The organism is Chryseobacterium sp. HNCC26DJ241 (assembly GCF_057180505.1).
Genome location: NZ_JBXUGL010000019.1, coordinates 12,613 through 38,119, shown reverse-complemented (window position 1 = coordinate 38,119; position 25,507 = coordinate 12,613). Strand labels below are relative to the sequence as shown.

Annotated in this window: 27 protein-coding genes and 1 other RNA gene; 19 read left to right on the top strand and 9 right to left on the bottom strand. The window is 32.9% G+C overall.

Annotated elements, in window-relative coordinates:
- Positions 1–32 precede the first annotated feature (32 nt).
- Positions 33–983: a pseudouridine synthase gene (locus AC2A1C_RS10150; RefSeq protein ID WP_484025599.1), complete on the top strand. Its 951-nt coding sequence runs from the start codon at positions 33–35 to the stop codon at positions 981–983.
- 119 nt (positions 984–1,102) lie between these two features.
- The gene (locus AC2A1C_RS10145) at positions 1,103–1,669 is read left to right on the top strand and encodes a hypothetical protein (protein ID WP_484025598.1); all 567 of its coding nucleotides are present in this window, start codon (positions 1,103–1,105) and stop codon (positions 1,667–1,669) included.
- A gap of 56 nt (positions 1,670–1,725) precedes the next feature.
- Here the strand turns inward: AC2A1C_RS10145 and rplS are convergent, their stop codons facing one another.
- Entirely contained in the window at positions 1,726–2,079 is a 354-nt protein-coding gene (gene rplS / locus AC2A1C_RS10140; RefSeq protein ID WP_484025597.1) for a 50S ribosomal protein L19, read from the bottom strand.
- 317 nt (positions 2,080–2,396) lie between these two features.
- Between rplS and AC2A1C_RS10135 the strand changes: the two genes are divergently transcribed.
- Positions 2,397–2,897, top strand: a complete 501-nt coding sequence (locus AC2A1C_RS10135) for a hypothetical protein (RefSeq protein WP_484025596.1) — start codon at positions 2,397–2,399, stop codon at positions 2,895–2,897.
- Positions 2,898–2,901: 4 nt separating this feature from the next.
- A complete protein-coding gene (locus tag AC2A1C_RS10130) occupies positions 2,902–3,603 on the top strand; it encodes a CoA transferase subunit A (RefSeq protein WP_484025595.1) in 702 nt (233 codons plus the stop codon).
- Between the two features lie 82 nt (positions 3,604–3,685).
- On the opposite strand, the gene AC2A1C_RS10125 is transcribed toward AC2A1C_RS10130, so the two are convergent.
- Entirely contained in the window at positions 3,686–5,482 is a 1,797-nt protein-coding gene (locus AC2A1C_RS10125) for an ABC transporter ATP-binding protein (protein ID WP_484025594.1), read from the bottom strand.
- A 123-nt stretch (positions 5,483–5,605) separates the two neighbouring features.
- On the opposite strand from AC2A1C_RS10125, the gene AC2A1C_RS10120 reads away from it, so the two are divergent.
- Positions 5,606–6,262, top strand: a complete 657-nt coding sequence (locus AC2A1C_RS10120; protein ID WP_484025593.1) for a CoA transferase subunit B — start codon at positions 5,606–5,608, stop codon at positions 6,260–6,262.
- A gap of 10 nt (positions 6,263–6,272) precedes the next feature.
- On the opposite strand, the gene AC2A1C_RS10115 is transcribed toward AC2A1C_RS10120, so the two are convergent.
- The 3 genes from AC2A1C_RS10115 to AC2A1C_RS10105 form a co-directional block, all read right to left on the bottom strand.
- The gene (locus AC2A1C_RS10115; protein ID WP_484025592.1) at positions 6,273–7,313 is read right to left on the bottom strand and encodes a hypothetical protein; all 1,041 of its coding nucleotides are present in this window, start codon (positions 7,311–7,313) and stop codon (positions 6,273–6,275) included.
- A gap of 107 nt (positions 7,314–7,420) precedes the next feature.
- The gene (locus tag AC2A1C_RS10110) at positions 7,421–7,933 is read right to left on the bottom strand and encodes a helix-turn-helix domain-containing protein (RefSeq protein WP_484025591.1); all 513 of its coding nucleotides are present in this window, start codon (positions 7,931–7,933) and stop codon (positions 7,421–7,423) included.
- Positions 7,934–8,087: 154 nt separating this feature from the next.
- The gene (locus AC2A1C_RS10105) at positions 8,088–9,179 is read right to left on the bottom strand and encodes a TerC/Alx family metal homeostasis membrane protein (RefSeq protein WP_484025590.1); all 1,092 of its coding nucleotides are present in this window, start codon (positions 9,177–9,179) and stop codon (positions 8,088–8,090) included.
- A gap of 350 nt (positions 9,180–9,529) precedes the next feature.
- On the opposite strand from AC2A1C_RS10105, the gene AC2A1C_RS10100 reads away from it, so the two are divergent.
- Entirely contained in the window at positions 9,530–10,636 is a 1,107-nt protein-coding gene (locus AC2A1C_RS10100; protein WP_484025589.1) for a M14 family zinc carboxypeptidase, read from the top strand.
- A gap of 22 nt (positions 10,637–10,658) precedes the next feature.
- Here AC2A1C_RS10100 and AC2A1C_RS10095 read toward each other — a convergent pair whose 3' ends face one another.
- Positions 10,659–10,955: an HNH endonuclease gene (locus AC2A1C_RS10095; RefSeq protein ID WP_484025588.1), complete on the bottom strand. Its 297-nt coding sequence runs from the start codon at positions 10,953–10,955 to the stop codon at positions 10,659–10,661.
- Between the two features lie 172 nt (positions 10,956–11,127).
- Positions 11,128–11,634, bottom strand: a complete 507-nt coding sequence (locus tag AC2A1C_RS10090) for a DUF4920 domain-containing protein (protein ID WP_484025587.1) — start codon at positions 11,632–11,634, stop codon at positions 11,128–11,130.
- Between the two features lie 472 nt (positions 11,635–12,106).
- On the opposite strand from AC2A1C_RS10090, the gene AC2A1C_RS10085 reads away from it, so the two are divergent.
- The 7 genes from AC2A1C_RS10085 to AC2A1C_RS10055 all read left to right on the top strand — a co-directional run bounded on the left by AC2A1C_RS10085 (position 12,107) and on the right by AC2A1C_RS10055 (position 18,230).
- Positions 12,107–13,513, top strand: a complete 1,407-nt coding sequence (locus tag AC2A1C_RS10085; protein WP_484025586.1) for an APC family permease — start codon at positions 12,107–12,109, stop codon at positions 13,511–13,513.
- Positions 13,514–13,823: 310 nt separating this feature from the next.
- Positions 13,824–14,660, top strand: coding sequence for a 1,4-dihydroxy-2-naphthoyl-CoA synthase (locus AC2A1C_RS10080; RefSeq protein ID WP_484025585.1), 837 nt, complete (start codon positions 13,824–13,826; stop codon positions 14,658–14,660).
- Between the two features lie 82 nt (positions 14,661–14,742).
- On the top strand, positions 14,743–15,402 hold the full coding sequence (locus tag AC2A1C_RS10075) for a DUF2461 domain-containing protein (RefSeq protein WP_484025584.1): 660 nt from the start codon (positions 14,743–14,745) through the stop codon (positions 15,400–15,402).
- 18 nt (positions 15,403–15,420) lie between these two features.
- Positions 15,421–16,350, top strand: a complete 930-nt coding sequence (gene menA / locus AC2A1C_RS10070; protein ID WP_484025583.1) for a 1,4-dihydroxy-2-naphthoate octaprenyltransferase — start codon at positions 15,421–15,423, stop codon at positions 16,348–16,350.
- Complete coding sequence (locus tag AC2A1C_RS10065) at positions 16,351–17,082, top strand: phytanoyl-CoA dioxygenase family protein (protein ID WP_484025582.1); 732 nt, start codon at positions 16,351–16,353, stop codon at positions 17,080–17,082.
- Positions 17,083–17,088: 6 nt separating this feature from the next.
- Positions 17,089–17,544: a GNAT family N-acetyltransferase gene (locus tag AC2A1C_RS10060; RefSeq protein ID WP_484025581.1), complete on the top strand. Its 456-nt coding sequence runs from the start codon at positions 17,089–17,091 to the stop codon at positions 17,542–17,544.
- A 5-nt stretch (positions 17,545–17,549) separates the two neighbouring features.
- The gene (locus tag AC2A1C_RS10055) at positions 17,550–18,230 is read left to right on the top strand and encodes a metal-dependent hydrolase (protein ID WP_484025580.1); all 681 of its coding nucleotides are present in this window, start codon (positions 17,550–17,552) and stop codon (positions 18,228–18,230) included.
- Between the two features lie 66 nt (positions 18,231–18,296).
- On the opposite strand, the gene ffs is transcribed toward AC2A1C_RS10055, so the two are convergent.
- Positions 18,297–18,394: signal recognition particle sRNA small type (ffs, locus tag AC2A1C_RS10050), an RNA gene on the bottom strand.
- A gap of 47 nt (positions 18,395–18,441) precedes the next feature.
- Between ffs and AC2A1C_RS10045 the strand changes: the two genes are divergently transcribed.
- The 5 genes from AC2A1C_RS10045 (at position 18,442) to AC2A1C_RS10025 (ending at position 22,967) form a co-directional block, all read left to right on the top strand.
- Complete coding sequence (locus AC2A1C_RS10045; protein WP_484025579.1) at positions 18,442–19,020, top strand: DUF4199 domain-containing protein; 579 nt, start codon at positions 18,442–18,444, stop codon at positions 19,018–19,020.
- Positions 19,021–19,071: 51 nt separating this feature from the next.
- Positions 19,072–20,025, top strand: a complete 954-nt coding sequence (locus tag AC2A1C_RS10040; RefSeq protein ID WP_484025578.1) for a glycosyltransferase family 2 protein — start codon at positions 19,072–19,074, stop codon at positions 20,023–20,025.
- Positions 20,026–20,107: 82 nt separating this feature from the next.
- Positions 20,108–20,812, top strand: a complete 705-nt coding sequence (locus tag AC2A1C_RS10035; RefSeq protein ID WP_484025577.1) for a GIN domain-containing protein — start codon at positions 20,108–20,110, stop codon at positions 20,810–20,812.
- Positions 20,813–20,910: 98 nt separating this feature from the next.
- A complete protein-coding gene (locus AC2A1C_RS10030) occupies positions 20,911–22,623 on the top strand; it encodes a phospho-sugar mutase (RefSeq protein ID WP_484025576.1) in 1,713 nt (570 codons plus the stop codon).
- 137 nt (positions 22,624–22,760) lie between these two features.
- Positions 22,761–22,967 carry a hypothetical protein gene (locus AC2A1C_RS10025; RefSeq protein ID WP_484025575.1) on the top strand — a complete coding sequence of 69 codons (207 nt, stop codon included), beginning with the start codon at positions 22,761–22,763 and terminating at the stop codon, positions 22,965–22,967.
- Positions 22,968–22,969: 2 nt separating this feature from the next.
- Here the strand turns inward: AC2A1C_RS10025 and AC2A1C_RS10020 are convergent, their stop codons facing one another.
- Positions 22,970–23,701: a hypothetical protein gene (locus tag AC2A1C_RS10020; RefSeq protein WP_484025574.1), complete on the bottom strand. Its 732-nt coding sequence runs from the start codon at positions 23,699–23,701 to the stop codon at positions 22,970–22,972.
- A 336-nt stretch (positions 23,702–24,037) separates the two neighbouring features.
- Here AC2A1C_RS10020 and AC2A1C_RS10015 point away from each other — a divergent pair, with 336 nt between their 5' ends.
- Positions 24,038–25,501, top strand: coding sequence for a hypothetical protein (locus AC2A1C_RS10015; RefSeq protein ID WP_484025573.1), 1,464 nt, complete (start codon positions 24,038–24,040; stop codon positions 25,499–25,501).
- Positions 25,502–25,507 lie beyond the last annotated feature (6 nt).

Sequence of the window (25,507 nt, the reverse complement as noted above, 5' to 3'; positions counted from 1 at the left end):
AAATCGTACTTTTGCAAAAATTTAAAGTAAAAATGAATAATGAAAACAATTCCGGAAGACCAAAAAGGCCAAGAATTTCCAAGCCGGGAAATTCTGATAATTTTCAGGGTTCGGGAAACAAAGGCAAAACCTTCGATGCGAGAAAGAAATATGAAAAGGGAAATCTGAGCACAGGTAAAAAGCCTTTCAAAAAATTTGACGACAAGAATGAAGATAAAGCCAGATCTTTCGTACAAAAAAGACGTTTTGAAAAAATAGAAAAAGAGATACAGAAAGATACTATTCGTCTAAATAAATACCTTGCCAATGCGGGAATTTGCAGCAGGAGAGAAGCAGATGAGCTTATCAAGCAAGGATTAGTAGAAGTAAACGGAAAAGTGATAACAGAAATGGGTTATCAGGTTCAGAAAGCAGATAAAGTAGTTTTCGATGGGCAAAATGTATCTCCGGAAAAGCCAGTTTATGTTTTGCTGAACAAGCCAAAAGGCTATATTTCTACTACTAAAGATGAGAAAGCCAGAAAAACTGTGATGGATTTAGTTGCGAATGCTTCTCCTTACAGGCTTTTTCCTGTAGGTAGACTGGATCGTTCCACAACTGGTGTTATTCTTTTGACTAATGATGGACATCTTACCAAAAAACTGACGCATCCTTCATTTGATGTGAAAAAAATCTATCATGTAGTTTTGGATCGTAAGCTTTCTACGGACGATATGCAGACCATTGTAGAGGGAATAAGATTAGATGAAGGTGTAGCAAAAGTAGATAGTATTTCCTATATTGAAGGAAAACCAAAAAATGAAGTAGGAGTTGAGATACATATTGGCTGGAATAGAGTAATCAGAAGGATTTTCCAAAAATTAGGATATGAAGTGGATACGTTGGACAGAGTAATGTTTGCCGGACTCACGAAGAAAAATATTAAAAGGGGACATTGGAGAATTCTCACCGAATTGGAAGTGAATAATCTCAAAATGCTTTAAGCCTTAATAAATAATGCCCTTTCAAATGAAAGGGTTTTTCTATAACTGACAGCCACGAAGTGGCGATTTAATAAAAGATAGGATAAAATCCTATCAAAAGAATAAAATTGGTATTAAATATGAAATTTAATTTTTCCATTTTTTCTGAAAAACCGATTTCTATATTTGCAAAAAATAAAGGCTTTTCCGATTTTTCTGAAATTTCATTATGGACAAAAAATCTACCCTATAAAAGAAATGCAGATAAAAACAATATACTTTGCATTGTGGATGATAATGGAGGGACTTGTAGTACCAAACACGCCTTTCTTAAAGCTATTGCAGAAGAAAACAATCATCCGGAAATTAAATTGATGTTGGGCATTTTCCGAATGAATGCTTCAAACACTCCAAAAATTAGAAATGTTTTGGAAAACTACAACCTAAAAGAAATGCCGGAAGCTCACAATTATCTGAAATTAAATAATGAAAGGTTGGATTTTACACGAAAAAACTCTTCACCAAAAGATTTTGAAGATGATTTATTTGAAGAAATTGAAATTCAGCCCAATCAGATTATAGATTTCAAAATTCAATATCATAAAAATTTTCTTGAAAAATACTTAGAAAACAATTCGGAAATTCCTTATTCATTGAATGAATTTTGGAAAATTAGGGAAGAATGCATTGGAGCATTGCAAAAATAAATTGCGGTTCAAACTTTGTTTGAACCGCAATCTGTATATAACTGAAATGTTCTTTCTTATTTTTTGAAAGCAGCATCTTTAATTCTCGCTTTCTTACCTCTAAGATCTCTGAAATAATAGATTCTTGCTCTTCTTACTTTACCTCTTCTGTCTACTTCTATTTTTTGAAGCGCTGGTAAATTGATTGGGAATACTCTTTCTACACCTACATCTCCACTCATTTTTCTGATTGTGAAAGTTTTAGTAGCTCCGGTTCCTCTTAATTGGATAACAACACCTTTGAAGAACTGAGTTCTTGTTTTGTTACCTTCCTTAATTTCGTAATACACTGTAATCGTGTCTCCTGCTTTAAATTCAGGGAATTCTTTTTTTGTGATGTACTTGTCTTGTACGTACTTTACTAAATCCATTAGTTTATATAAAAATAAGTTCAAAGCTAAACAACGTTCACGTCTTTCGTCAGAGGTTGATTAACAGGCTGCAAATGTACAAAATTAGTTTTAAATATGCCAAACAAATTAGATATAAAACTCGAAATTTTCGATATTCATAAAAAAATTTAATTGGGTGTTTATTAAAATATAAACTGTTGCTTAATACTGAATTATAAAAGCAAAATTTTAATATGGATTAAAATAATAGTTGCAATATATGTTAAGGATTAATATCTTTACTAAATATCAAAAATATGTTATAACAAAGTTTTAATATTGAAAACCATTTAGTAATGGAAGTTATTAAACAATTTAAATTTATCTCTAATTTAGAATATGCGTCTGCCTGTTTAAAGGAAAAAGGTATAGAACATTCCACTAATTATGATGATTTAACAATATCAGGATTAAAAATTGATCAATCCAAAATACAATCTCTTATAGAAGACCTGAAGCTGGACGAAGATGATGTAGAGATAAATGAAGAAATTCTTCAGGAATATGAATTTTTGCAAAAAAATGCCAATAATCCTTATGCATTTACAGGAGGATATATCCCCAGTTTTGTAACGAATAAAAAATATTACATTTTCTACGGAATTATTTTTTCTCTCGTTGGATGGATTTCAATAATTTTTGGAAACATGGAAAAAAAACCGTATCGATTTGGTGTGATATTGTATAGTTCAACTGATATTCCGAATAATACAATTGGGCAGAATCTCATGTATTTATTTTTTATAATTTTCGGTATGATACTAATAATTCAATGGGTTGTATATAAAAATAAATAAAAATATGATCGATAAAAGAGTAAAAAATGCAAAAGAAGCCATCGAAGGAATCAAAGATGGAATGACGCTAATGTTGGGTGGTTTCGGACTTTGCGGAATCCCGGAAAATTCTATAAATGCTTTGGTAGAAAGTGATGTAAAAGATTTGACTTGTATTTCCAACAATGCAGGAGTTGATGATTTCGGGCTTGGATTGTTGCTGCACAAAAGACAAATAAAAAAGATGATTTCTTCCTATGTTGGTGAAAATGCAGAATTTGAAAGACAAATGCTTTCCGGTGAACTGGAAGTAGAACTCATTCCGCAAGGAACATTGGCAGAAAGAAGCCGTGCTGCACAAGCCGGAATTCCTGCATTTTATACACCGGCAGGTTTCGGAACAGAAGTAGCTGAAGGAAAAGAAATTAAAGAATTTGATGGAAAACCCCATATTTTAGAACACGCTTTTAAAGCAGAATTTTCCATTGTAAAAGCATGGAAAGGTGATTATTCAGGGAATTTGATTTTTAAAGGATCAGCCAGAAATTTTAATTTTCCAATGGCAGGAGCAGGAAAAATTACCATTGCCGAAGTGGAAGAACTTGTAGAAACGGGAGAATTAGACCCAAACGAAATCCATATTCCGGGAATAATGGTTCAACGTATTTTTCAGGGAGAAAAATTTGAAAAAAGAATAGAGCAAAGAACGGTAAGGAAAAGAGAGTAAAAAAATTCTGAAAATATTATCTGATAAAATTACGGCGATTGCCTTTAGGCAATCGCCGTAATTTTAAACTATTTAAAAGTTTTTAAGCCGTTACAAATTTTCTTTCCCCAATTTGCTGTCTCCACATTGCATAGTACAATCCTTTTTCATTAAGAAGATTTTCGTGCGAACCGGTTTCCACAATTTGACCACGCTCCAATACGAAAATTCTATCTGCATGCATTATCGTGCTTAATCGGTGTGCAATTAACACGGTAATTTGTTCTTTTTCTTCAGAAATTTCCTTAATTGTGGTCGTAATTTCTTCTTCTGTAATACTGTCTAAAGCAGAAGTAGCTTCATCAAAAATAAGAAGGTGCGGTTTTCTTAAAAGTGCTCTTGCAATAGCAATTCTTTGTTTTTCACCTCCACTTAATTTTAGTCCGCCTTCTCCAATGATGGTTTCTATTCCGTTTTCGGCACGTTGTAAAAGCGCTGTACAACTTGCTTTTTTTAGGGCTAATTGAAGATCTTCTTCAGTGGCAAAAGGATTTACAAAAAGTAGATTTTCTTTTATGGTACCTGCAAAAAGTTGGGTGTCTTGCGTTACAAAACCAATCTGATTTCTCAATTCATCAAAATCAAACTCTTTTCCGTTGATGGAATTATAAAAAATTGCTCCTTCTTGTGGACGATACAATCCTACTAATAATTTTACCAACGTACTTTTTCCGGATCCGCTTGGTCCTACGAAAGCTATGGTTTCACCACTTTTTACATCAAAAGAAATAGAATTAAGGGCTTTATAATGAGCTGATTGATGCTGAAAAGATACATTTTGGAATTCTAATTCTTCAATTTCTCCAATTTGTTTAGGATTCTGAGGTTTAGGTTCTACAGATTTTTTCATCAAATAATCGAAGTTATTCAATGATGCTTGTGCTTCACGATAAGAGATAATGATATTCCCGATTTCCTGCATAGGCCCGAAAATAAAGAAACCATAAAACATTAACGACAAATATTGTCCCGGAGTTACAATATTTTTAAAAATAAGCAATAGCAAAGTAAAAGTGATGGTCTGTTGTAAAAAATTCACCAAAGTTCCTTGTACAAAGCTCAAAGAACGGATGCTTTTTACTTTTCTAAGCTCCAAACCAAGTATCTTATAAGTATTGTTGTTCAGACGTTCTACTTCCTGATTTGTTAAGCCTAAACTTTTTACTATTTCTATGTTTCTAAGACTTTCAGTAGTACTTCCGGCTAAACTGGTAGTTTCTTTTACAATATTTTTCTGAATGATCTTTATCCTTTTACTCAATAAATTAGTGACTACTGCAATAAGAACAATCCCAACTACATACACCGGCATAATAGACCAATGCAAACGAATAGCATATACAGAAACGAAAATAATGCTTACCAAAATTCCGAAAAATACATTGATGAAATTATTGATGAATTTTACAGAATCTTCCCGTACTTTAGTTAAAATAGAAAGTGTTTCGCCACTTCTTTGATCTTCAAATTCCTGAAAAGGCAATCTCATGGAATGTTTTAAACCGTCCGTAAAAATCTGAGCTCCAAATTTTTGGATTATGACATTCACGATATAATCCTGAAATGCTTTTGCAATCCGGCTTATCATTGCGGTACCAATCAATAATCCTAAAAAATATAAGACGCCGTGATATAAGCCATTTCCGTAAAGATAATCGTTTAAATTTCTCGGAAGGAGTTTTTCTTTGTCAAAAAAATTGGGATGTGTAACCAAATTGTCCAGTATATTTCCTGTAATGGCAGGAGCAAATAATGAAAATACCTGATTTACAGCAGCTAATAATAAAGAAACAATGATGAGCCAACGGTATGGTTTTAAGTAATGTAATAACGTTTTCATTTGATGATTTTGAAGCTCGCAAATTTACAACAAATCTTCCATCCATGTTTTATTATATGTTAAAAACAAAAAGTATTTCATATTTCTGAAAAATTAATTATATTGGCTCAATAAGATTATGCTATGCTCACAAAAGAACAGATTGCAAAAAGAATTTCAAAAGAAGTAAAAGACGGATATTATGTAAATCTCGGAATCGGGATTCCGACTTTGGTGGCGAATTATGTTCCCAAAAATCTAAATGTAGAATTTCAAAGTGAAAATGGTGTTCTTGGGATGGGCCCTTTTCCTTATGAAGGAGAAGAAGATGCAGATATCATCAATGCTGGAAAGCAGACTATTACGATTTTGCCGGGAGGTTCTTTTTTCGATTCTGCTTTCAGTTTTGGAATGATACGAAGCAAAAAAGTAGACTTAACAATTCTTGGAGCTATGGAAGTTTCTGAAAATGGAGACATAGCCAACTGGAAAATTCCCGGAAAAATGGTGAAAGGAATGGGTGGTGCAATGGATTTGGTAGCTTCTGCCGAAAATATTATTGTAGCAATGATGCATGTAAACAAAGCAGGAGAATCCAAAATTTTGAAAAAATGTACTCTCCCTTTAACAGGTGTGAACTGCGTGAAAAAAGTCGTTACGGAATTAGCTGTTTTGGAAATTACACCAAAAGGTTTCAAACTTTTAGAGCGTGCTCCCGGAATTTCGGTCGAAGATATTATAAAAGCTACTGAAGCTGAGCTTATTATAGAAGGAGAAATTCCGGAAATGATAATAGATTAAACTCCCAATTTTATTTAAAATTTTCAAGGAATTTTAAATCTGAAGACTTAACTCTTTGAATGTAAGTCTTTAAAAAATCTGCATTTCTTTTGAAAACGTTTTCTTCTTCTTTGTCTATAGTTCCGTCTGGCGGAAATTCCGAATGGAGAATTTCGTTCGCTTTTCCCCAGCTTTCATCATTATTAAAAAGATATCTCCATTTTTTTTCGGAGTAATAATTTACCTGAATTCCGTTCATGGCAAAAACAACAGCAGCATTAGGATCACTTTCCACAAAATCAATATCGTTTTCTACAGCTTTTTCAAATTTATTTTTCTCAAATTCAAGATAGCCGACTACTTTTCTACGAATTTGTTCATTAGTTTCCGGAGTTAAAGATTTGTTTCGCCAAAGATTATTTTCATTTTTGTAAACATCATCAAAATCTTTAATTTTTCGTATTTTCTTAAATGAAAAACGATCATCGGCGCTGTCTTTCAAAACAATCGGATTGATTTGGAACTTATTAAATTGATTTTCTTTTCCGATAAATGGAAAATCAATGAAATTACCGTTTTGCGTATATTTTCCAAAAACGATAGTATCATGTCCTACTACAGTAAATTTTTTGTCCGGATAAATATACATTTGATAGACTTGATATTCATCCTGCCATTTTCCTCTTAGCTTTGCATTGATAGGAGTTAAAGCCTCAATAATTACAGAAAAGACGCCAAACAAGAAAAGACTTCCAATCAAGATCAGAGAACCAATGAGCGTAAAACTCGGAACTTTGAATCGGAAAGGAATTTTAGTTTCGTTGTGATAATTTAGAACTTTTTGTGGGATTTTTTCTTCAGTAGACACAAAGGTTTCTCTTCTGCATTTCTGACACTTAATATAGCTTTCTTTATCGGAAGCCCACCATTTTAAAGGATAGAAAATTCCGAAAACGAATGCTTTGCAATAGATTATTAAAATATGTTCGGTGTTTTCATCACAATATTTGCAATAGATATCCTGAATATATTTTCGTAAAATTTCGGTTCTTCTTGTTCCTCCAAAGATCATAGCCTGTTTTTCGGCAAAAATATAAAAAATCGATCTTTATTAAAATAAGAACCCAGCTCAATTACTGAATAATTTGAATAATCAATAGGAACAGGTTTAGCCTAAAATTATGGCTCAAAACTTTCAAAAGTTCCGTTTTCAAATAAAAGGACGATGCGTTTTATTTTATTACTTTGATTTTCAGTACTTTGAATATTTTTAAAATTTTCCTGAACATCTAATCGCTGAGAATCGCTTATTTTTTTTGAATCGGGAGTTGGTTCAGTTTTAAAGGATTCTCGGGGAATTTCTTTTTGTACTTTATCTTCTCTTTCTGTAATTCCAAAATTATCATCATCGACCATTGCAAAAAGGTCTGGAAAAATATTTTTTGCTTTTTCTGTTTCCTCAGGTTCTTCTTGCTCTTTTATCAACATTTCGCCTTCGCCTTTTATCAGCCAGTTCCATTCCAATTCCGGAAACCGATCTTTTACTTTTATCAAAAAATCCAGTGAAGGTTTGTTACGCCCAGAAGTAATGTGCGAAATAGAAGAGCGTTGCACATCTACCTCATCCGCAAATTCCGAAGAAGTAAGGTTGGAATATTCTATAATTTTTGAAATTCTTTCGTTAAGATTCATCACAATTGTAAATTTTTACAAATTACAAATGTAATATTAAAATTGCCAAAAATAAAACACAAATGTAAACAACAGGGAATTCATTAGTTTACAAAAATAAAATTAATACATAATACATTGATTTTTAATTTTTTAGCGAATAAATTTTGTGAAATTAGTGCCTTAAATGTTGGTCTTTATCTGGATCGTAATGCAGTTTCCTTTCTTTTTTCTTTTCAGGATTGAGTAGCGATGCAATAATGCTTGTTGCTAAGATCACTACAATGATAATCAAGGAATGCGTAGTCTTAAATCCTATTTTCTCTAAATAAATGTGAAACAGCATTTTAACACCTATAAATATAAGTAATGCTGCAAGTCCGATTTTCAGGTAACGTAACTTATCCACAACTCCAGCCAATAAAAAGAACATGGAACGCAGACCCATAATTGCAAAAATATTAGAAAAGAAAACGATGTAAGGATCTTTAGTTACGGAGAATATTGCGGGGATACTGTCTACAGCAAAAATAAGGTCGGTAAATTCGACGATAATCAGTACAAGGAACAAAGGGGTCATTTTCCAAATTCCGTCGATTTTTACCCAAAATTTTTCTTTTATAAAGTGATTATGAACCTTAAAATACTTGTTGGCAAATTTTACGACAGGATGTTCGTGAGTATCGATTTTATCTTCATTATTTCTATCCAGATACATCTTTATACCCGAATAAATAAGAAATGCTCCGAAAATATAAAGGATCCAATCGAATTTATTGATAAGTACAGCTCCTAAAAATATGAAGATGAAGCGCATTGCAATTGCACCGATAATTCCCCAAAATAATACTCGGTGATAGTTGTTTTTTGCAACATTGAAGGAGGTAAAAATCAAAAGAATCACAAAGATATTATCTACAGAAAGTGCATATTCTATAAGATAACCTGTGAAAAACTCTACAGAAAGATTTCGATTATAGAGTTCAATACTGCGTTCCAGATTTCCGGGAATTATTTTGACAGGATGATGATGCTTTTGGATGATAGTTTCCAATTTTTGCATACTGTCGATATCATGGATATAATTTCCGTAGAAGAGTAGGAGGAAGTAGAAACCAATTGCCAGAGAAACGAAAATGAAGCTCATAATTCCGGCTTGTTTCAGGGATACTGTTTCCTTTTTTTGCCCTAAAATACCAAGATCTAAAGCCAGTACGAGTCCTATAAAAATTAAAAATCCAATTAAGTATAAAGCTTCTTGTGACATAAAATAGTGATTGCTCAAAGATACTGAAAATATCAAATTTCCAAAAATATACAAATGTAAATATATGCTTTATAAACACTTATTCTTATTATTTTCCTGTTTAATATTTTTTCCTTCAAATGGGAAAAATTGATTGTTTTAGCACTTAAAGTTATATTGATAAAATACTTCATATAAAATTTATAAATATATGATATTTAATACTTTACAAATACTATTTAAAAATAATGCAATCCACATTTTTATCAACAGACAAACTGACAATTTGACTTGTTTAGATAATTTACAAATGTGAAAATTGGAAATGATAGAAAAATAAAATAAATTTGAAAATTGTAAATTGAATTAGAATGCCTTCAGAATTTATTTATTGTAAAAACCCTGATTTCCCAAATCGCTATATTTCCCCTGAAAAATTATTTTTTTATCTACAAGACAATCTCAGCGATTCTATTTCTGAGATCGGAACTTCGTATTTGGGGAAACCTATTTATAAGGCAACATTTGGAAACGGTGCAATAAAAGTTTTGGCTTGGTCGCAAATGCATGGAAACGAAAGTAATTCTACACATGCAATGCTGGATCTGCTTGAAACTTTTAAAAATTATTCCGAACTTGAAAATGGTATATTTGATGCAATAACACTGGATTTTGTTTTTATGCTCAATCCGGACGGTTCCGAAAAATGGACAAGACGAAATGCTTTGGATATAGATCTAAACAGAGATTTTTTGAAAGAATCCAGCAAAGAATTTCCGATTTTAAAAAATTTGGCAAAAACGAATCATTACGATTATGGGCTGAATCTGCATGAGCAAAGAACGCTGTTCAGTACAGACGGAATTCATCCTGCTACACTTTCCTTTTTAGCTCCTGCTGAAAATGCTGAACGTGAAATCACCGAAACAAGAAAAAAAGCAATGGCTGTAATTTCGCAAATTGTGGAAAATATGAAAAGCATGATTCCCAATCAGATTGCGAGATACAACGACGAATATTATCCAACATCAACCGGCGATAATTTTACAAAAATGGGAATTCCAACGATTTTGTATGAAGGTGGTCATTTTCCTGAAGATTATAAAAGAGAAGGAACACGAAAATTTTATACGATTGCTTTGTACGAAGGTTTAAAGGCAATTGCACAATTGAGAGGTTCTACTAAAAATTGGGAAAAATATCTGGAAATTCCGGAAAATAAGGAAGATCATTACGATATTATTTACAGAAATGTAAAGCTGAACACCGATTTTCACTGTGTTCTGGATATTGCTGTTCAGTACAAAGAAGAAATAAAAGACGGAGACGAAGAAATTTCATTTGTCCCGATTGTTGTAGAAGTTGGAGACTGTGGAAAAAAGAAAGGCTGGAAAGAAATAGACTGCACCGGAAAATTCTTTAAATGCGAAAGAAAATTTCCTAAACTGGATGCGGAAGTAGATTTTGAGATTGTGTGAAATTGAGTTTTAATCAAAAGTTTTATCTATGTTGCTTTTCGTGACAAGAACGACAAACTGAAACCAACCATTCTATTGGCTCTTTTCCAATATTATATTTAGCATATCTTTTATGATGAACTTGCGTAGCTTTTGCTCCACAATAAACGCAAAGCCAGTTATCTCTCCTTAAAACAACATAACGTTTACGTTGCCATGCTTCCGATTTAAGATAAACATTTCGATAATAGTTGCGGCGTTTTTTGCGCTTTATTTCAAAACTTATTTTTCTAAATAAAAATAGAGCTACAGCAATAACTAATAAAATTATAATACTCATTTAATTTTTATAATGCTATTTTTTAACAATCTTCAGCTTTCCTCTTTATTAAAAACGTATTAATAATAATACTTATATTCTATAAATGATACTGTTAATAATCTTAAATACAAAAATATAAAACTAAAAAAGCGAAACCTCAGTTCCGCTTAATATTTTTATAAAAAATCTTCTAATTCACCACTTTTATTCCGGAAGCCATAAACCTAATTTCTTCCGCAGGTTTTGTGATGGCAGCAATTTCTTCGGCAGATTTTTTTGCATCTTCAGCGTAATGTTTTTGTTCGTCTACGGAAGTGGTTTTAAATTCTGCATTGCCTTGTAAAACTACATTTTTTCCTTTCAAAGCAGTAGGAACAAAGAAGGCATAATCTTTCATTTTTACAAAAAATGTATCATTATCCTCTGTTTGTACAGTCAGCCAACATCCTTTTTTTTCGCAAACATCGGTCACTTTTCCCTTTACTGCAACATTTTTCAATTTTTTAGATTTTTTCAGCTTTTTTTCCAGTTCTTCAGGAGAAATAGCCTTTTTCTCAGAAGAAGCCGAAACGCCTGCTCCATAAATTTCGCCAATTGCTGCATTTCCTGAAGGTGGAGAAACGGTTGATTTTTCACCTTCCTGTGCAAAAAGAATAGTCGATGTACCAATAGCTAAAGCAAAAAGAAATTTTTTCATTTTCAATATTTTCCTCAAAAATAAGTAAATTTTATTAACCACAAAAGATGCAAAAGATTTATGATTTTTTAAGTTCTTCAAAAAAATAGCAGATAAAAATTTAAAATGTTTCCTATCTTTTTTATCCTTTTGAAATTCTTCCGTTTTTAATATTTCTTTTGTTTCTGTTTAACGTAAAATGGATATTATTTTATTGAAAATGAGCTGTTTGAATATTTTTTTTTGAAAAAATAAATAAAGAGTTAGTTTTGAAATAAAAATCTTTGATTTTTGCCTTGCGAACTTCGCTAAGCAAAGCGCCTTACAATATAACGGTTTGAAAAGTAATACTTTGCGTTAAATAATATTGGCTATTTTCTGCCGATTTCAAATCAATTTAATATGTTTAGTTTATCGAAGCATTTTGAAAAATAAAACCAGTTCGTGAAACAAAAATTTTTATATTTGATTTTTAGGATAAACGATGTAAACTATGGAGAAAAAACTTAAACTTTGGGATGCAATCATGTTGGTGATGGGTTCTATGATCGGAAGCGGAATTTTTATTGTAAGCTCCGATATGATGCGGAATCTCGGTTCAGGATTTTGGCTGGTTGTAGTATGGATTATTACAGGAATTATGACGGTTGCGGCTGCAATTTCGTATGGTGAACTTTCCGCCATGTTTCCCAAAGCAGGAGGACAATATACCTATATGAAGGAAATTTTTGGAAAAATGACGGGTTTTCTTTACGGATGGGGTTTGTTTACCGTAATTCAAACCGGAACAATTGCAGCAGTAGCAATGGCTTTCGGAAAATTTACGGCGTATCTTGTTCCGGCTCTCAATGATGCAGCACCGATTTTCCAAAGTGGAGAATTTAAAATTACATGGATTCAGATTCTTTCCATAGTTATTATTTTGGTTCTTACATATATCAATACTAAAGGAATCCAGAGTGGAAAAATTGTTCAGGATGTTTTTACGGTTTCCAAAGTAGCAGCAATTTTGGGAATTATTATTCTGGGATTTATATTAGTTAAAAATTCTTTTTGGGATCAGAATTTCAGCTTTGGATATGATTCCTTTAATAATTTAGAAAAAGATGATAGTGGAAATTTTCTTAAAAGAGGTTGGAAATCTATTAGCGGAATGACTTTGCTTGGCGGAATTGCAGCAGCAATGGTAGGTTCGGTATTTTCCAGTGTAGCTTGGGAAAATGTGACATTCGTTTCCGGAGAAATCGAAAATCCTAAGAAAAATGTCGTTCGTTCCATGATTATAGGGACTTCGTTGGTGATGGTTCTTTATCTTTTGGTCAATTTCGTATACCTCAATGCATTAGATCGAAATGCGATTGCCTTTGCTGAAAACGATAGAGTAGCGGTTGCTGCTTCGCAAAATATTTTCGGAAGTTTCGGAACTACCATTATTGCAATTTTAGTGATGGTTTCGACTTTTGGTTGTAATAACGGACTTATTTTGGCAGGTGCAAGAGTTTTCCAAACGATGGCAAAAGATGGAATGTTTTTCAAAGCAGCTATTGAAAACAACAAAAACGGAGTTCCTGAAAAATCTCTTTGGATGCAGGGAATTTGGGCTTCTGTACTTTGCTTGAGCGGACAATACGGAAATCTTTTGGATATGATTTCTTTTGTGATTGTACTTTTTTACATGATTACCGTTTTCGGAGTTATTTATTTAAGATTTAAAAAACCTGAAATTGAGAGACCTTATAAAACATGGCTATATCCTATTACGCCGATTTTGTATTTATTAATAGGAGCTGCGTTTTGCACTTTACTGATTATTTACAAACCTCAATACACTTGGCCGGGACTTATTCTGGTTTTATTGGGACTTCCTGTTTATTTGTTGATTAATAAGAAAACCGAATAGTTTTTTTAATGGAGGAAAAAATAGTACAGATTTTAGTTCCGTTAATTTTCATTTGCGGAATTATATGGATTTTATATATCTTTTTAAACGATCCTAAAACAATTCTAAAAGATTTTTTTGGAGTTCTAAAAGGTTTTGCAAAAGAAAATCTATTGTTTTATCTGTTACTTCCGATTGTACCAATATTTTTATTGATATTTATTCTTTTAAAAATATTTTCTACAAAGAAAGATTGAATACTTTTACAGTCTTCTCTGCTTCGGTTTTCAGACAAAATTTCCCTATCTTTACGCACCAAAAATTCTAAAAAATGGCAGACTGGAAAACAGTAAAAGAATACGAAGATATTACCTATAAAAAATGTAACGGAGTGGCAAGAATTGCCTTTAACAGACCGGAAGTGCGAAATGCTTTCCGCCCGAAGACCACTTCTGAATTGTACGATGCTTTTTATGATGCTTATGAAGATTCCAGTATTGGAGTTGTTTTATTGACAGGAGAAGGTCCAAGTCCGAAAGATGGTGGTCACGCATTTTGCAGTGGTGGAGATCAGAAAGCTCGTGGACATCAAGGTTATGTGGGAGACGATGGAAGACATCGTTTAAATATTTTGGAAGTTCAGCGATTGATTCGTTTCATGCCGAAAGCTGTAATCGCTGTTGTAAACGGATGGGCAGTTGGAGGCGGACATTCTTTGCATGTAGTTTGTGATCTTACTTTGGCAAGTAAAGAACACGCTATTTTTAAGCAAACAGATGCCGATGTTACCAGTTTTGATGGAGGTTATGGTTCTGCATATTTAGCAAAAATGGTGGGACAGAAAAAAGCCCGTGAAATTTTCTTTTTGGGAAGAAATTATTCTGCGCAAGAAGCTGCGGATATGGGAATGGTAAATGCAGTAATTCCTCATGAAGAATTGGAAGACACAGCTTATGAATGGGCTCAGGAAATTTTGGCAAAATCTCCGACTTCTATCAGAATGCTGAAATTTGCCATGAATCTTACAGACGACGGAATGGTTGGGCAACAAGTTTTTGCAGGAGAAGCAACACGTCTTGCATACATGACGGATGAAGCTAAAGAAGGCAGAAATGCATTTTTGGAAAAAAGAAAGCCGGACTTTGGAGAAAATCAGTGGATTTCATAAAAATAGTTGTGAGTTATCGGTTTTTAGTTGGCATTTTTTTGCAAACTGAAAGCCACTGATTATGTCAAAAATCGACATTATAATGAAAAGAAAATTTGAATTTCTGAAACAAATAAAAAATAACAACAACCGTATTTGGTTTTCGGAACATAAATCGGAATACGATTCAATTGTAAAAGAAAACAAAATTTTTTTTGATCAGATTTATTCTGAACTTCAAAACCATGATAGTTTAGGAAGAATTCATGTTTTCAGAATTTATAATGATGTTCGTTTTTCAAAAGATAAAACACCGTATAAAACTAATTTCGGAGCAGGATTTTCCAGAACAAAACCATTATTGCGAGGCGGTTATTATATTCATTTAGAACCTGATAAAAGTTTTGTAGGGGGTGGTTTTTGGGGGCCAAATAATGAAGATTTGCTTCGCATTCGCAAGGAATTTGAAATAGATGCCACCGAAATCAGAAAAATTACATCAGACAAAACTTTCATAAAATATTTTGGAGAACTTAAAGGAGACGGTGTAAAAACAGCTCCAAAAGGTTTTGACAAAAATCATCCTGCCATTGATTTGATTAGGAAAAAGCAATATGTAGTAATGAGAAATTTTTCGGATAAAGAGGTTTTTTCTCCTGATTTTCAGAAAGAAGTGATGGCTACATTTTTGGCAATGCGTCCTTTTTTCGATTATATGAGCGAATTACTTACCACCAATTTAAATGGAGAATCTATCTACTAAAACTAAAAAAACAGAAAAATGATTGATTGGATACAAGCTGCACGTTTGCGCACACTTCCGCTTTCCATCAGTGGAATTATTATGGGTTCTTTCATTGCCAAATGGAGACTCGATTCCGAAGACGGATTTTGGGATTGGAAAATTTTTGCATTAGCATTATTGGTGACTCTTCTTTATCAGATTCTTTCCAATTTTGCGAATGATTACGGAGATGGTGTAAAAGGAACGGATGCTTTGAGAAGCAATGAAGCAGAAGCAAGAGCCGTTGCTTCCGGAAAAATCAGTGCAAAACAAATGAGAAATGCGGTTATCTTATTTTCCATTCTTTCGTTGGTTGCTACTGTTGTTCTTTTGTATAAGGCCTTTTTCCCAAATTATACCAAAGAATTTTGGATCTTCATAGGATTGGGAATTGCATGTATTTTGGCTGCAATTGGTTATACAGTCGGTAAAAAACCGTATGGCTATCTTGGTTTGGGAGATATTATGGTTTTTATTTTTTTCGGATTGGTTTCTGTGGGAGGTAGCTATTTTTTATTTACAAAAAGTTTTGATTGGGATATTCTTCTTCCTGCTGCTGCTGTCGGAATGATGAGTGCCGCTGTTCTGAATTTAAACAACATGCGTGATATTGAAAGCGACAGATTATCTGGAAAGAAAACGTTGGCTTTACGTTTAGGATTTAGAAATGCGATGTTGTACGAAATGTTTCTTCTGCAATTGCCTTTGATTTTAATTCTGATATTTTTAGGGATCAACCAGTTTTTTCAGAATGGAAAATATTATGCATTTATCGTAATGGTTTTGCTTTTCCCGATGACAAGGCTTCGCCGGAAAATATTATCTGTAAAAGAACCGAAAGAATTAGACCCATTTTTAAAGCAGGTCGGAATTATGACTTTAATAATGGCTGTTTTGCTGGCTTTCGGATTGAATTTTTTTAAATAAATGCAGACAGATTTTATTACAGAAAAAAAATTCTTTGCTGATAACGGTTATGCTGTTATTAATGATATTTATTCTAAGGAAGAAATTCACGAAATTATCAAGGTTATAGACCGTAAAAATAAGGAAGGCAAAAGTTTCAGGATAACAAAGGATTTATTTGCAATTCGTCAGTTTCATAAAGAATTACCGGAAATTATTCCTCACATCTTCAATGATAATCTCAAAGAATTGATTATTAAAATGTTTGGTGAAGATTACTTTATCACCAAATCCATCTATTTTGATAAACCTAAAGATTCTAACTGGTTTGTTTCCTTTCATCAGGATCTTACCATTTCCGTAGATAAAAAAATCGAATCGGAGCATTTTATCAATTGGACTACTAAAAATCAGCAATTTGCAGTACAGCCACCTGTTGAAATCCTTGAGAATAATTTTACTGTAAGAATTCATTTAGATGATACTACTCTGGAAAACGGAGCATTGAAAGTAATTCCAAAATCCCATAAAAATGGAGTAAAAAGAGTAGAAGAAATCAATCTGGATTATGCAGAACAATTTATTTGTAATGTAAATTCGGGAGGAATCATGCTCATGAGTCCTTTAACTTTTCATGCTTCTAACAGAACAATTAATGAAAAGAGAAGGAGAGTAATTCATATTGAATTCAGCAATAAAAATTTGCCCGAAAATCTCAATTGGAGCGAAAAATTAGAAATTGATTATAAATAAGTAAATTTGAAAATAGTAAAATCTTTACCAGAACACCATTTGATACTTACGGATATAGCCAAAAAATCAAAAAAAATTTGGGGATATTATGAAGAATTAATGAATCTGTGGAATGAAGATTTAACCATAACACCAAAGTTTATTTCGAAAAACCAAGTTTTTCATTTACAAAATGGTGAAAACGATATTATAGGTTTTTATGCCTTTATTTTGGAAGCTAAAAATATGCATTTAGAAGATTTATTTATTCTTCCTGAATATATGGGAAAAGGATTTGGAACTCTATTAATGAATGATTTTTTTGAAAGAATAAAGGAATTTGATATAGAGAAAGTAACTCTTGATGCTGATCCGAATGCCGAAAACTTTTACAAAAAATCTGGATTTGAAACTGTAGAAATGAAACCTACAAAAATTGAAGGAAGACATCTTCCAGTAATGATAAAATTTATAAAAAAGTAAAAAATATGAAAATAAAATTTTTAGGACAGAATTGTTTTTTGTTCACCTACAACGGAAAAAACATTCTTTCAGATCCGTTTTATAATTATCAAAAAGCTCAATCAGGTTTTGAAATTGAGGCTCAGAAAATAGATTATGTATTGATTACTCATGCACACGGAGATCACATTGCAGACGTAAAAGAAGTTCTGGAAAAACATCCTGATGCAGCGGTAATTGGTCAGCCGGAAATCTGCGGATATTTCGCGCATTCCAATTCAATAGATATTAATTTCGGAGGTTCTGCGAAATTTGATGATATGAAAATTTCTATGGTTCCGGCTTCTCATACCAGCTCATTTCCGGATGGAAGTTATGGAGGTGAACCTTCCGGATATATTTTCAGATTTCAGGGAAAAAATGTGTATTTGGCAGGAGATACCGGAGTAATGGCAGACATGGCATATTTCAATCAGCTTTTTGGTGAAATTAATTTGGCTATTTTACCGGTAGGTTCGCATTATACCATGTGTGCAAGAAAAGCAAGTTTTGCAGCAGCAGAACTTTTAAAGACAAAAAAAGTAATCGGATGTCATTTTGATACTTTTCCACCAATTAAGATTAATCACGATGAAGCAAAAGCGAGATTTCAGGAGAGAAATATTGATTTTACGTTACCAAAATTAGGAGAAGAATTTGAAATATAAACTAAAAACAAAGAGATTAAGTAACTTTCAAAAAATCAGCTTAATCTCTTTATTCAATTAAATAAAAAATGGCAAGCTACCTAAATCACACCGCTACAACCGATTACCTTTGCTGCGTTCCCACCCTGGAGGATTTTCAGGAGCTGGTTGTTTAGGACTTGCCGCTGCAAAGATACATAATTTTATAAAATTTGAAAATCAAAATTCATATATGAATAAAAATCCTTTAGCTCTTGGAGTTATCCTCTTCATTATCACGATGATAATTTTTTTTATTGTCTATTATTTTTTCTCAGGAATCCATTTTTTTGATACATCTATTAAAATTAATGCTTTTCTGCTTCCTGTTTTATATTGCGGAACTGCTTTTTATTCCGTGTATTCTTATTGGAAAAATAATGGTTCTATCAATTTTAGAGAAGCGTTTGGAAGAGCATTTGTTCCGATGTTTGTAGGAGGATTTTTATCAATGTCAAGCATTTTCGCCTTTCTGAATTTTGTAGACAGAGATGCAAAAGATCTATTGAATTATCAATATGTTGAAAGGCAAAAATCGGAATTGAATACCGAATACAACAAAGCCAAAAGCATTCTGAAAAATAAAGAAGACCTTGATGAACTCGAAAAAAAATACAAGGAAAGATTGCAAAGCTTTGCTCCCGAAAAAGTAAAGGATAAAGATATGCTTACATTCAGCCATTTTGCGGGATATTTTGCAGCGATACTGATTTTTTATGTGGCGATTTCGCTTTTTTTCGGAGCCTTTTTCAGAAGCAAAAGAGCAAGATGAAAATTTGAATAATTCCGTTTATCTTTGTGTTATAAAATTTGAAATTGATTAATGAATCTTTCCATCATCATACCTCTTCTGAATGAAGAAGAATCCCTTGAAGAACTTTTTTCCCGAATTGATGCAATCTGCAAAAAAAATAACTATACTTATGAAGTGTGGTTTGTAGATGACGGAAGTACTGATCTTTCCTGGGCAATTATTGAAAATTTAAAAGTTCAGCATCCGCAAATCCGTGGAATTAGATTTTCCAGAAATTATGGAAAATCTCAGGCTTTGCACGCCGCTTTTGAAAGAGCAAATGGTGATGTGGTAATTACGATGGATGCTGATTTACAGGATTTTCCCGAAGAAATTCCGGAACTTTATGATATGGTAAAAAACGAAAATTACGATATTGTTTCCGGATGGAAAAAGAAACGTTTTGATAATGTGATGACTAAAAACATACCTTCAAAACTTTTTAATTCTGCGGCCAGAAAAGTTTCGGGCGTTTCGCTTCATGATTTCAATTGTGGTTTGAAAGCCTATAAAAAACAAGTGGTAAAATCCATTGATGTTTATGGAGATATGCATCGCTACATTCCTGTTTTGGCTGCCAATGCAGGTTTTAGAAAAATTACAGAAAAGCCGGTGCAACATCAGGCAAGACCTTATGGAAGTTCAAAATTCGGAACGGAAAGATTTGTAAGAGGATTTTTGGATTTGGTTACGTTGTGGTTCATCAGTAGGTTTGGAGGAAGACCAATGCATTTTTTTGGAGCAGTGGGAACATTGATGTTTATTTTCGGTTTTCTTTCTGCGCTTTGGTTGGGAATTTCAAAATTGATTGATGTATATGTTTATAAAGTGTATGGAAATTTAATCGTAAATAATCCTTGGTTTTTTATCGCATTGACATTGATGATTTTGGGAACTTTACTTTTTGTAGCCGGATTTTTAGGTGAAATGATAATCCGAACCAACAGAGAGCATAAGAATTATAATATTGATGAAGTGATTTGATAGTTTGATTAAATCAATGGTTAAACTCAATACGTGTCATTCCGAAGGAATCTAAAAAAATTGTTTAAAACAAAATGAGAAAATGAAATTAATCTATTCTTATTTCTTTATATTTTTCATATTTATTTCATGCGGAAAAATCTCACAGAAAGGAAAAATTGAACTCAAAGAAGAAAAAGTTGAGGATTTTACCGGGATTTCTGTTGATGGAAAATTCCGGGTATTTCTGATAAATTCTCCGAAAAGCAGAGTGGAAGTGGAAACGTATCCCAATATTTTTGACAATCTTAAAATAAAGGTAAAAGATAAAATTTTAACTATTTCCGAAAAACGGGAAACAAAAGGAGTTGATTTTTACAATATTACCATTTACGGAAAATACAATCCTTCCGATATTTCTATTTCTGATTCTGTGGAGTTTAATGTTTCGGGAGAAATTCGGGCAGATAATATCAAGCTGAATTTAAAAAATAATGCTAAATTTATTGGCGCAGTGAATTCCAGAAAAACTACTGTTGAAATGCAGGATTTGAGTTTGGCGAATTTTAAAGGATTCACGAAAAATGCTGAAATTAAAATAAAAGATACGGCAAATATTCTTGCTCCCTATTGGTATATTGATAATCTGAATATTGATTCCCAAAACGGGAATTATGCAGAAGTGAATGTAAAAGATTCCTTGAAAGGCCATATCCGAAACACTGCTAAATTTTTATATTACAATGATCCGATTCGGGCATTTAAAATAGATAAAACAGCAAGAGTGGAGAATAAAAAATTAGAATAAATTAGTTGTCAGTTGATGGTTAATAGTTATTAGAAATTTCGCAACATCCATCAACAAACAACTATCAACAAACAACTATCAACAAACAACCAAAATATATGACAACATTAGAAAAAGCAAAGCTCTGGCTTTTAGAAACTTTCGATGAAGAAACCAGAAATACGGTTCAAACTTTAATTGATTCCAATTCTCCCGATTTGGAAGATTCCTTTTACAGAGAATTAGAATTCGGAACAGGTGGAATGCGTGGAATAATGGGAGTGGGAACCAACCGCCTCAACAAATATACACTCGGACAAGCAACACAAGGTTTGGCAAATTATCTTCATCAGCAATTTTCCGGAGAAGAAATAAAAGTGGCAATTGCTTATGATGTAAGAAACAATTCTAAAGAATTCGGGAAAATAGTTGCCGATGTTTTAACAGCAAATGGAATTAAAGTTTTGTTATTCAAAGAGCACCGACCGACTCCGGAACTTTCTTTCACAGTAAGAGACAAAAAATGTAATGCTGGAATTGTATTGACAGCTTCGCACAATCCACCGGAATATAACGGGTACAAAGTATATTGGAATGATGGAGCGCAAATTGTTCCACCACATGATGAAGCTATCATTAAAGAAGTGTATTCTACAAAATTTGAAGATATTAAATTTAATGGAAATGATGATCTGATTGAGTGGGTCGGAGAAGCGCAAGATGATGTTTATATTGATGCCTGTATAGAAAATTCTCTATATCAGAATGTAGGAAGAGATAATCTGAATATTGTTTTCACTTCTATTCATGGTACAACCTATACTACAATCCCAAAAGCTCTGAAAAAAGCCGGGTTCACAAAACTGGATTTGGTGGCGGAACAAATGATTCCAAGTGGAAATTTCCCGACCGTAGAATCTCCGAATCCGGAAGAACCTGCTGCTTTGGAAATGGCAACAGATTTAGCCAGAATTACCAATGCGGATATTGTAATTGGTACTGATCCTGATGGTGACAGATTGGGAATTGCCGTAAGAAATTTGGATGGAGAAATTCAGCTTCTGAATGGAAACCAAACCAATACAATTCTTACTTATTATATTTTGAATCAATGGAAGCAGGCGGGAAAAATTACCGGAAAAGAATTCATTGGTTCTACAATTGTAACTTCTGATATTTTCTTTGATGTTGCTGAAAAATTTGGTGTAGACTGCAAAGTAGGATTAACAGGTTTTAAATGGATCGGAAAAATGATCCGTGATTTTGAAGGTGAAGAAAAATTTATTTGCGGCGGTGAAGAAAGTTTTGGTTTTATGACGGGAGATTTTGTTCGTGATAAAGATTCTTGCGGTTCTATTCTTATAGCTTGTGAAATTGCAGCTTGGTGTAAAGCAAACGGAAAAACCATGTATCAATATCTGATTGATATTTATAAAGAAACCGGAATGTATTATGAAGGTTTAATAAATGTGGTAAGAAAAGGAAGAAGCGGAGCTGAAGAAATTAACCAAATGATGAGTGATTTCAGAACTAATCCTCCAAAAGAAATTGCTGGTTCTCCAGTGGAAGAAGTGAAGGATTTTAAAGAACAGACGTGTTTGGTAGTTTCAAAAAATGAGAAAAAAGTAATGGACGATATTCCAAAATCCAATGTTTTGATTTTCTATACTCAAGACGGGACTAAGGTTTGTGTTCGTCCTTCCGGAACTGAGCCGAAAATTAAATTCTACGTTTCCGTAAGAGATAGTATCAGTTCTCAACAGGATTTTATAGAAAAACTTCCGGATTTGGAAGCGAAAATCCAACAAGTAAAAAAAGATTTGAGTCTTTAGAAGTAAAAATCCCGAAAAGTTTTCGGGATTTTTATTTTAGAGATTATTTGTTTTTACTTTTCTACTTTTCTACTTAGACAATAGTCTATTCAACTTCGGCGGAAGGTTATTCAAGTTTAGCGGGTGTCTATTCAACATTGGCGGAAGGTTATTTAAGTTTAGCGGGTGTCTATTCAACATTGGCGGAAGGTTATTCAAGTTTAGCGGGTGTTTATTCAAGATTTGCGGAAGGCTATTCAACTTCGGCGGAAGATTATTCAAGATTAGCAGGAGACTATTCTATTTTTGCTACTGTTGATTTTAAAAATAAGGTTCCGGCAATTTTGCCAGAACCTTATTTTTAAAATTATGCTTTTTTGAATCGTATTTTCGATATGGCTTTATATTGTACAGAGTTGCTGTCTAAAATGGTGAAAAGATAATCTTTTGCTTTGTTGAAAGTATCCACTAGATTTTCTTCGCCTAAATACATGGTTTCGTTTCGTACACTTCGTGCGCTATTAAGCGGTATGAATGTATCAGCAACGGATTGAGTTGCCTGTAACATCTGTTCTCTTTCTGCATATAAATTTGCAATTTGATATTCTGCTTCATTGGGTGAATAGTTGGGAGTATTCTCTAATAATGCAATGAGCTGCCCGTAATTATTGGTACGCTGATCAAAGCTCATCTGTGAAGTAGAATGTGGTGTCTGGCTTTCTCCTCCTTCTTCAGGATTGGGAGCTGTTTCATTATTTTTTTTAGTTCCTTTTAATCTTCTGGCTATAGTCATAAAATTTTCCAATTGTGTTTCAGTAACATCCTGAGTCGCTTTGTATACTTTTCTAAGCTTTGTAACCTTTTTTCCAAGAGGCTTGAAAAGAATCTCCCGATTGCCTACTGCAATAGAATAGGGAGCGAGCTTATCATTCACTGCTTCCTGATGGGTGCGAGCATTAGTATAAATGCTTTGCAGATTGGATAAAAGTAATTTTGGGTTGCTGGGATTGTATATATTTCCCAATTGTGTAATGTGGGTGTTTAAAAGATTTGCGTTTGCAATGTTTTTTGCATGTCCTTTTTCTGATATTGATGCCATATTTAGTATTTTTTTGTAATTAACGCAAACAAATGTAAAAAATTATTCTACCAAAATACAATTGTTGCTATATTTTCTGAATAATAAAAAACAAAAAATATAAGAAAAAAAACAAAAGGTAAAAAAATAACATATTGTGTTTAGCAGTCATTTTCTAACTCAAATACTCGAAATATTAAAACCAAAGAAATATGACTGTAAGATGCGCCCGATTGGGTGTGTTTTGCTTCATTTCTTAGATGGGTTATACCAGTAACCTGAGACAAGGGTGAATGTCAATTCACACCTTTTTTATTTTTACAGAAAATTATTATCTTTAACCCCACATTTGATGAAATGAAACACTATTTATTTCTTTTATTATTAATTTTCAGCATTCCAGTTATTGCTCAGATTCCCAACTTACCCAATATTCAAGCTACTAATAATCCAAGTAGTCTAGGCAATTATTTCCATCAAAATTTCAGCAATCCGAGATCCAATGTTCCTGCTGTTCCGAATAATTATCTTGATGGTAATCTATCCCAAATGGAAGAGAAAAACAGAAGAATGGTTTTGGAAGATTTTAAACGGGTGGAAGCGGAAGAAAAAGAAAAAAACCGACAACAGGCAGAACTGAATAAAGATATAGAAGAAATAAAATTTCACGAATGGGTAATAAATGGACGTGCTATGTCTTATGAATTGCCCTCCCTGTCAGGAAAAGCCGGAACACAATCTTATTACAGTGCTTTTGATAAATTATCTGCAATGGATTCTGAAAATTATTCTTTGACCGATGTTAATTTTACTGTAGAAAATGCTTTTTATGATAACAAAGGAGATTTGAAGAATTTTAAATCAGGAATTAATAAAACTGCAAAACAACTCTTGCAGAAGATGAAAGAACGGAAACAGGACACCGAGAACAATATTTCTAAAAACCTGATGATTTTTGAGTATTTTTCTAAAGATATGAACTTGGGAGGAAAACCCCATAAATCCTTTGAATATGATTTTAAAGATTATATGGGAGAAAAAGACTGGAGCAAAATGTTTGTTTCCAAACTTCTGAAAACTGGTTCGGGACAATGTCATTCTTTGCCCCAATATTATCTAATGCTTGCGGAAGCTATGGGAACAGAAGCTTATTTGTCTATGGCTCCCAATCATTCCTATATCCGTTTTATGGATGATGAAGGAAAGTGGCGGAATATAGAACTGACCAACGGAATGTTTTCTACCGATACTTCTTTATTGGAATCGGGATACATCAAATCCGAAGCTCTGCAAAATAAAATCTATATGGAAAATCTTTCCAAAAAAGAATTATTGGGAATGGCTTATTTTGACTTAGCAAGAGGTTATGTACATAAATTCGGTTATGACGAATTTGTGAATAAGGTTATTGACAAAGCATTAGAACTCTATCCTAACGGAATATCTCCGAATATGGAAAAGGCAAATATAAGCAGGGCAAGATTACTTTCTGTCTTAGAACGATTAGGCATTAATCCGAAAGATCAAAATGATTTGGAAAAGATCAATTATTTTCCAAAGGCAATAGAACAAATTAAACAAGGCACTGAGCAAATGCAGCATATTGATGAGTTAGGCTATGCCGAAATGCCCGCTTCTGCTTATGAAACATGGCTTGCAAACTTGAAAACAGAAAGCAACAAGCAGGAAAGTGAAGCATTGACTCAAAAAATGCACCTATATCAGCTACAAAAGCAAAAGGAAAAGCAGGAAGCAACTAAAGGAAAGAAAAAGGAGAAACAAAAGCCTAAATATATTCCGATAGATCCGAGTAAATTGTAAGATGGG

What these genes read in the sequence shown, in the direction of transcription:
- AC2A1C_RS10110 (WP_484025591.1), bottom strand. Translation starts at nt 7,933, where the DNA reads ATGAATCTTAACGAAAGAATTTCAAAAATTATAGAATATTCCAACCTT.
- AC2A1C_RS10030 (WP_484025576.1), top strand. Translation starts at nt 20,911, where the DNA reads ATGACAACATTAGAAAAAGCAAAGCTCTGGCTTTTAGAAACTTTCGAT.
- AC2A1C_RS10090 (WP_484025587.1), bottom strand. Translation starts at nt 11,634, where the DNA reads ATGAAAAAATTTCTTTTTGCTTTAGCTATTGGTACATCGACTATTCTT.
- rplS (WP_484025597.1), bottom strand. Translation starts at nt 2,079, where the DNA reads ATGGATTTAGTAAAGTACGTACAAGACAAGTACATCACAAAAAAAGAA.
- AC2A1C_RS10150 (WP_484025599.1), top strand. Translation starts at nt 33, where the DNA reads ATGAATAATGAAAACAATTCCGGAAGACCAAAAAGGCCAAGAATTTCC.
- AC2A1C_RS10130 (WP_484025595.1), top strand. Translation starts at nt 2,902, where the DNA reads ATGATCGATAAAAGAGTAAAAAATGCAAAAGAAGCCATCGAAGGAATC.
- menA (WP_484025583.1), top strand. Translation starts at nt 15,421, where the DNA reads ATGATTGATTGGATACAAGCTGCACGTTTGCGCACACTTCCGCTTTCC.
- AC2A1C_RS10080 (WP_484025585.1), top strand. Translation starts at nt 13,824, where the DNA reads ATGGCAGACTGGAAAACAGTAAAAGAATACGAAGATATTACCTATAAA.
- AC2A1C_RS10065 (WP_484025582.1), top strand. Translation starts at nt 16,351, where the DNA reads ATGCAGACAGATTTTATTACAGAAAAAAAATTCTTTGCTGATAACGGT.
- AC2A1C_RS10145 (WP_484025598.1), top strand. Translation starts at nt 1,103, where the DNA reads ATGAAATTTAATTTTTCCATTTTTTCTGAAAAACCGATTTCTATATTT.
- AC2A1C_RS10055 (WP_484025580.1), top strand. Translation starts at nt 17,550, where the DNA reads ATGAAAATAAAATTTTTAGGACAGAATTGTTTTTTGTTCACCTACAAC.
- AC2A1C_RS10095 (WP_484025588.1), bottom strand. Translation starts at nt 10,955, where the DNA reads ATGAGTATTATAATTTTATTAGTTATTGCTGTAGCTCTATTTTTATTT.
- AC2A1C_RS10100 (WP_484025589.1), top strand. Translation starts at nt 9,530, where the DNA reads ATGCCTTCAGAATTTATTTATTGTAAAAACCCTGATTTCCCAAATCGC.
- AC2A1C_RS10035 (WP_484025577.1), top strand. Translation starts at nt 20,108, where the DNA reads ATGAAATTAATCTATTCTTATTTCTTTATATTTTTCATATTTATTTCA.
- AC2A1C_RS10135 (WP_484025596.1), top strand. Translation starts at nt 2,397, where the DNA reads ATGGAAGTTATTAAACAATTTAAATTTATCTCTAATTTAGAATATGCG.
- AC2A1C_RS10105 (WP_484025590.1), bottom strand. Translation starts at nt 9,179, where the DNA reads ATGTCACAAGAAGCTTTATACTTAATTGGATTTTTAATTTTTATAGGA.
- AC2A1C_RS10125 (WP_484025594.1), bottom strand. Translation starts at nt 5,482, where the DNA reads ATGAAAACGTTATTACATTACTTAAAACCATACCGTTGGCTCATCATT.
- AC2A1C_RS10120 (WP_484025593.1), top strand. Translation starts at nt 5,606, where the DNA reads ATGCTCACAAAAGAACAGATTGCAAAAAGAATTTCAAAAGAAGTAAAA.
- AC2A1C_RS10020 (WP_484025574.1), bottom strand. Translation starts at nt 23,701, where the DNA reads ATGGCATCAATATCAGAAAAAGGACATGCAAAAAACATTGCAAACGCA.
- AC2A1C_RS10015 (WP_484025573.1), top strand. Translation starts at nt 24,038, where the DNA reads ATGAAACACTATTTATTTCTTTTATTATTAATTTTCAGCATTCCAGTT.
- AC2A1C_RS10115 (WP_484025592.1), bottom strand. Translation starts at nt 7,313, where the DNA reads ATGATCTTTGGAGGAACAAGAAGAACCGAAATTTTACGAAAATATATT.
- AC2A1C_RS10085 (WP_484025586.1), top strand. Translation starts at nt 12,107, where the DNA reads ATGGAGAAAAAACTTAAACTTTGGGATGCAATCATGTTGGTGATGGGT.
- AC2A1C_RS10040 (WP_484025578.1), top strand. Translation starts at nt 19,072, where the DNA reads ATGAATCTTTCCATCATCATACCTCTTCTGAATGAAGAAGAATCCCTT.
- AC2A1C_RS10075 (WP_484025584.1), top strand. Translation starts at nt 14,743, where the DNA reads ATGAAAAGAAAATTTGAATTTCTGAAACAAATAAAAAATAACAACAAC.
- AC2A1C_RS10045 (WP_484025579.1), top strand. Translation starts at nt 18,442, where the DNA reads ATGAATAAAAATCCTTTAGCTCTTGGAGTTATCCTCTTCATTATCACG.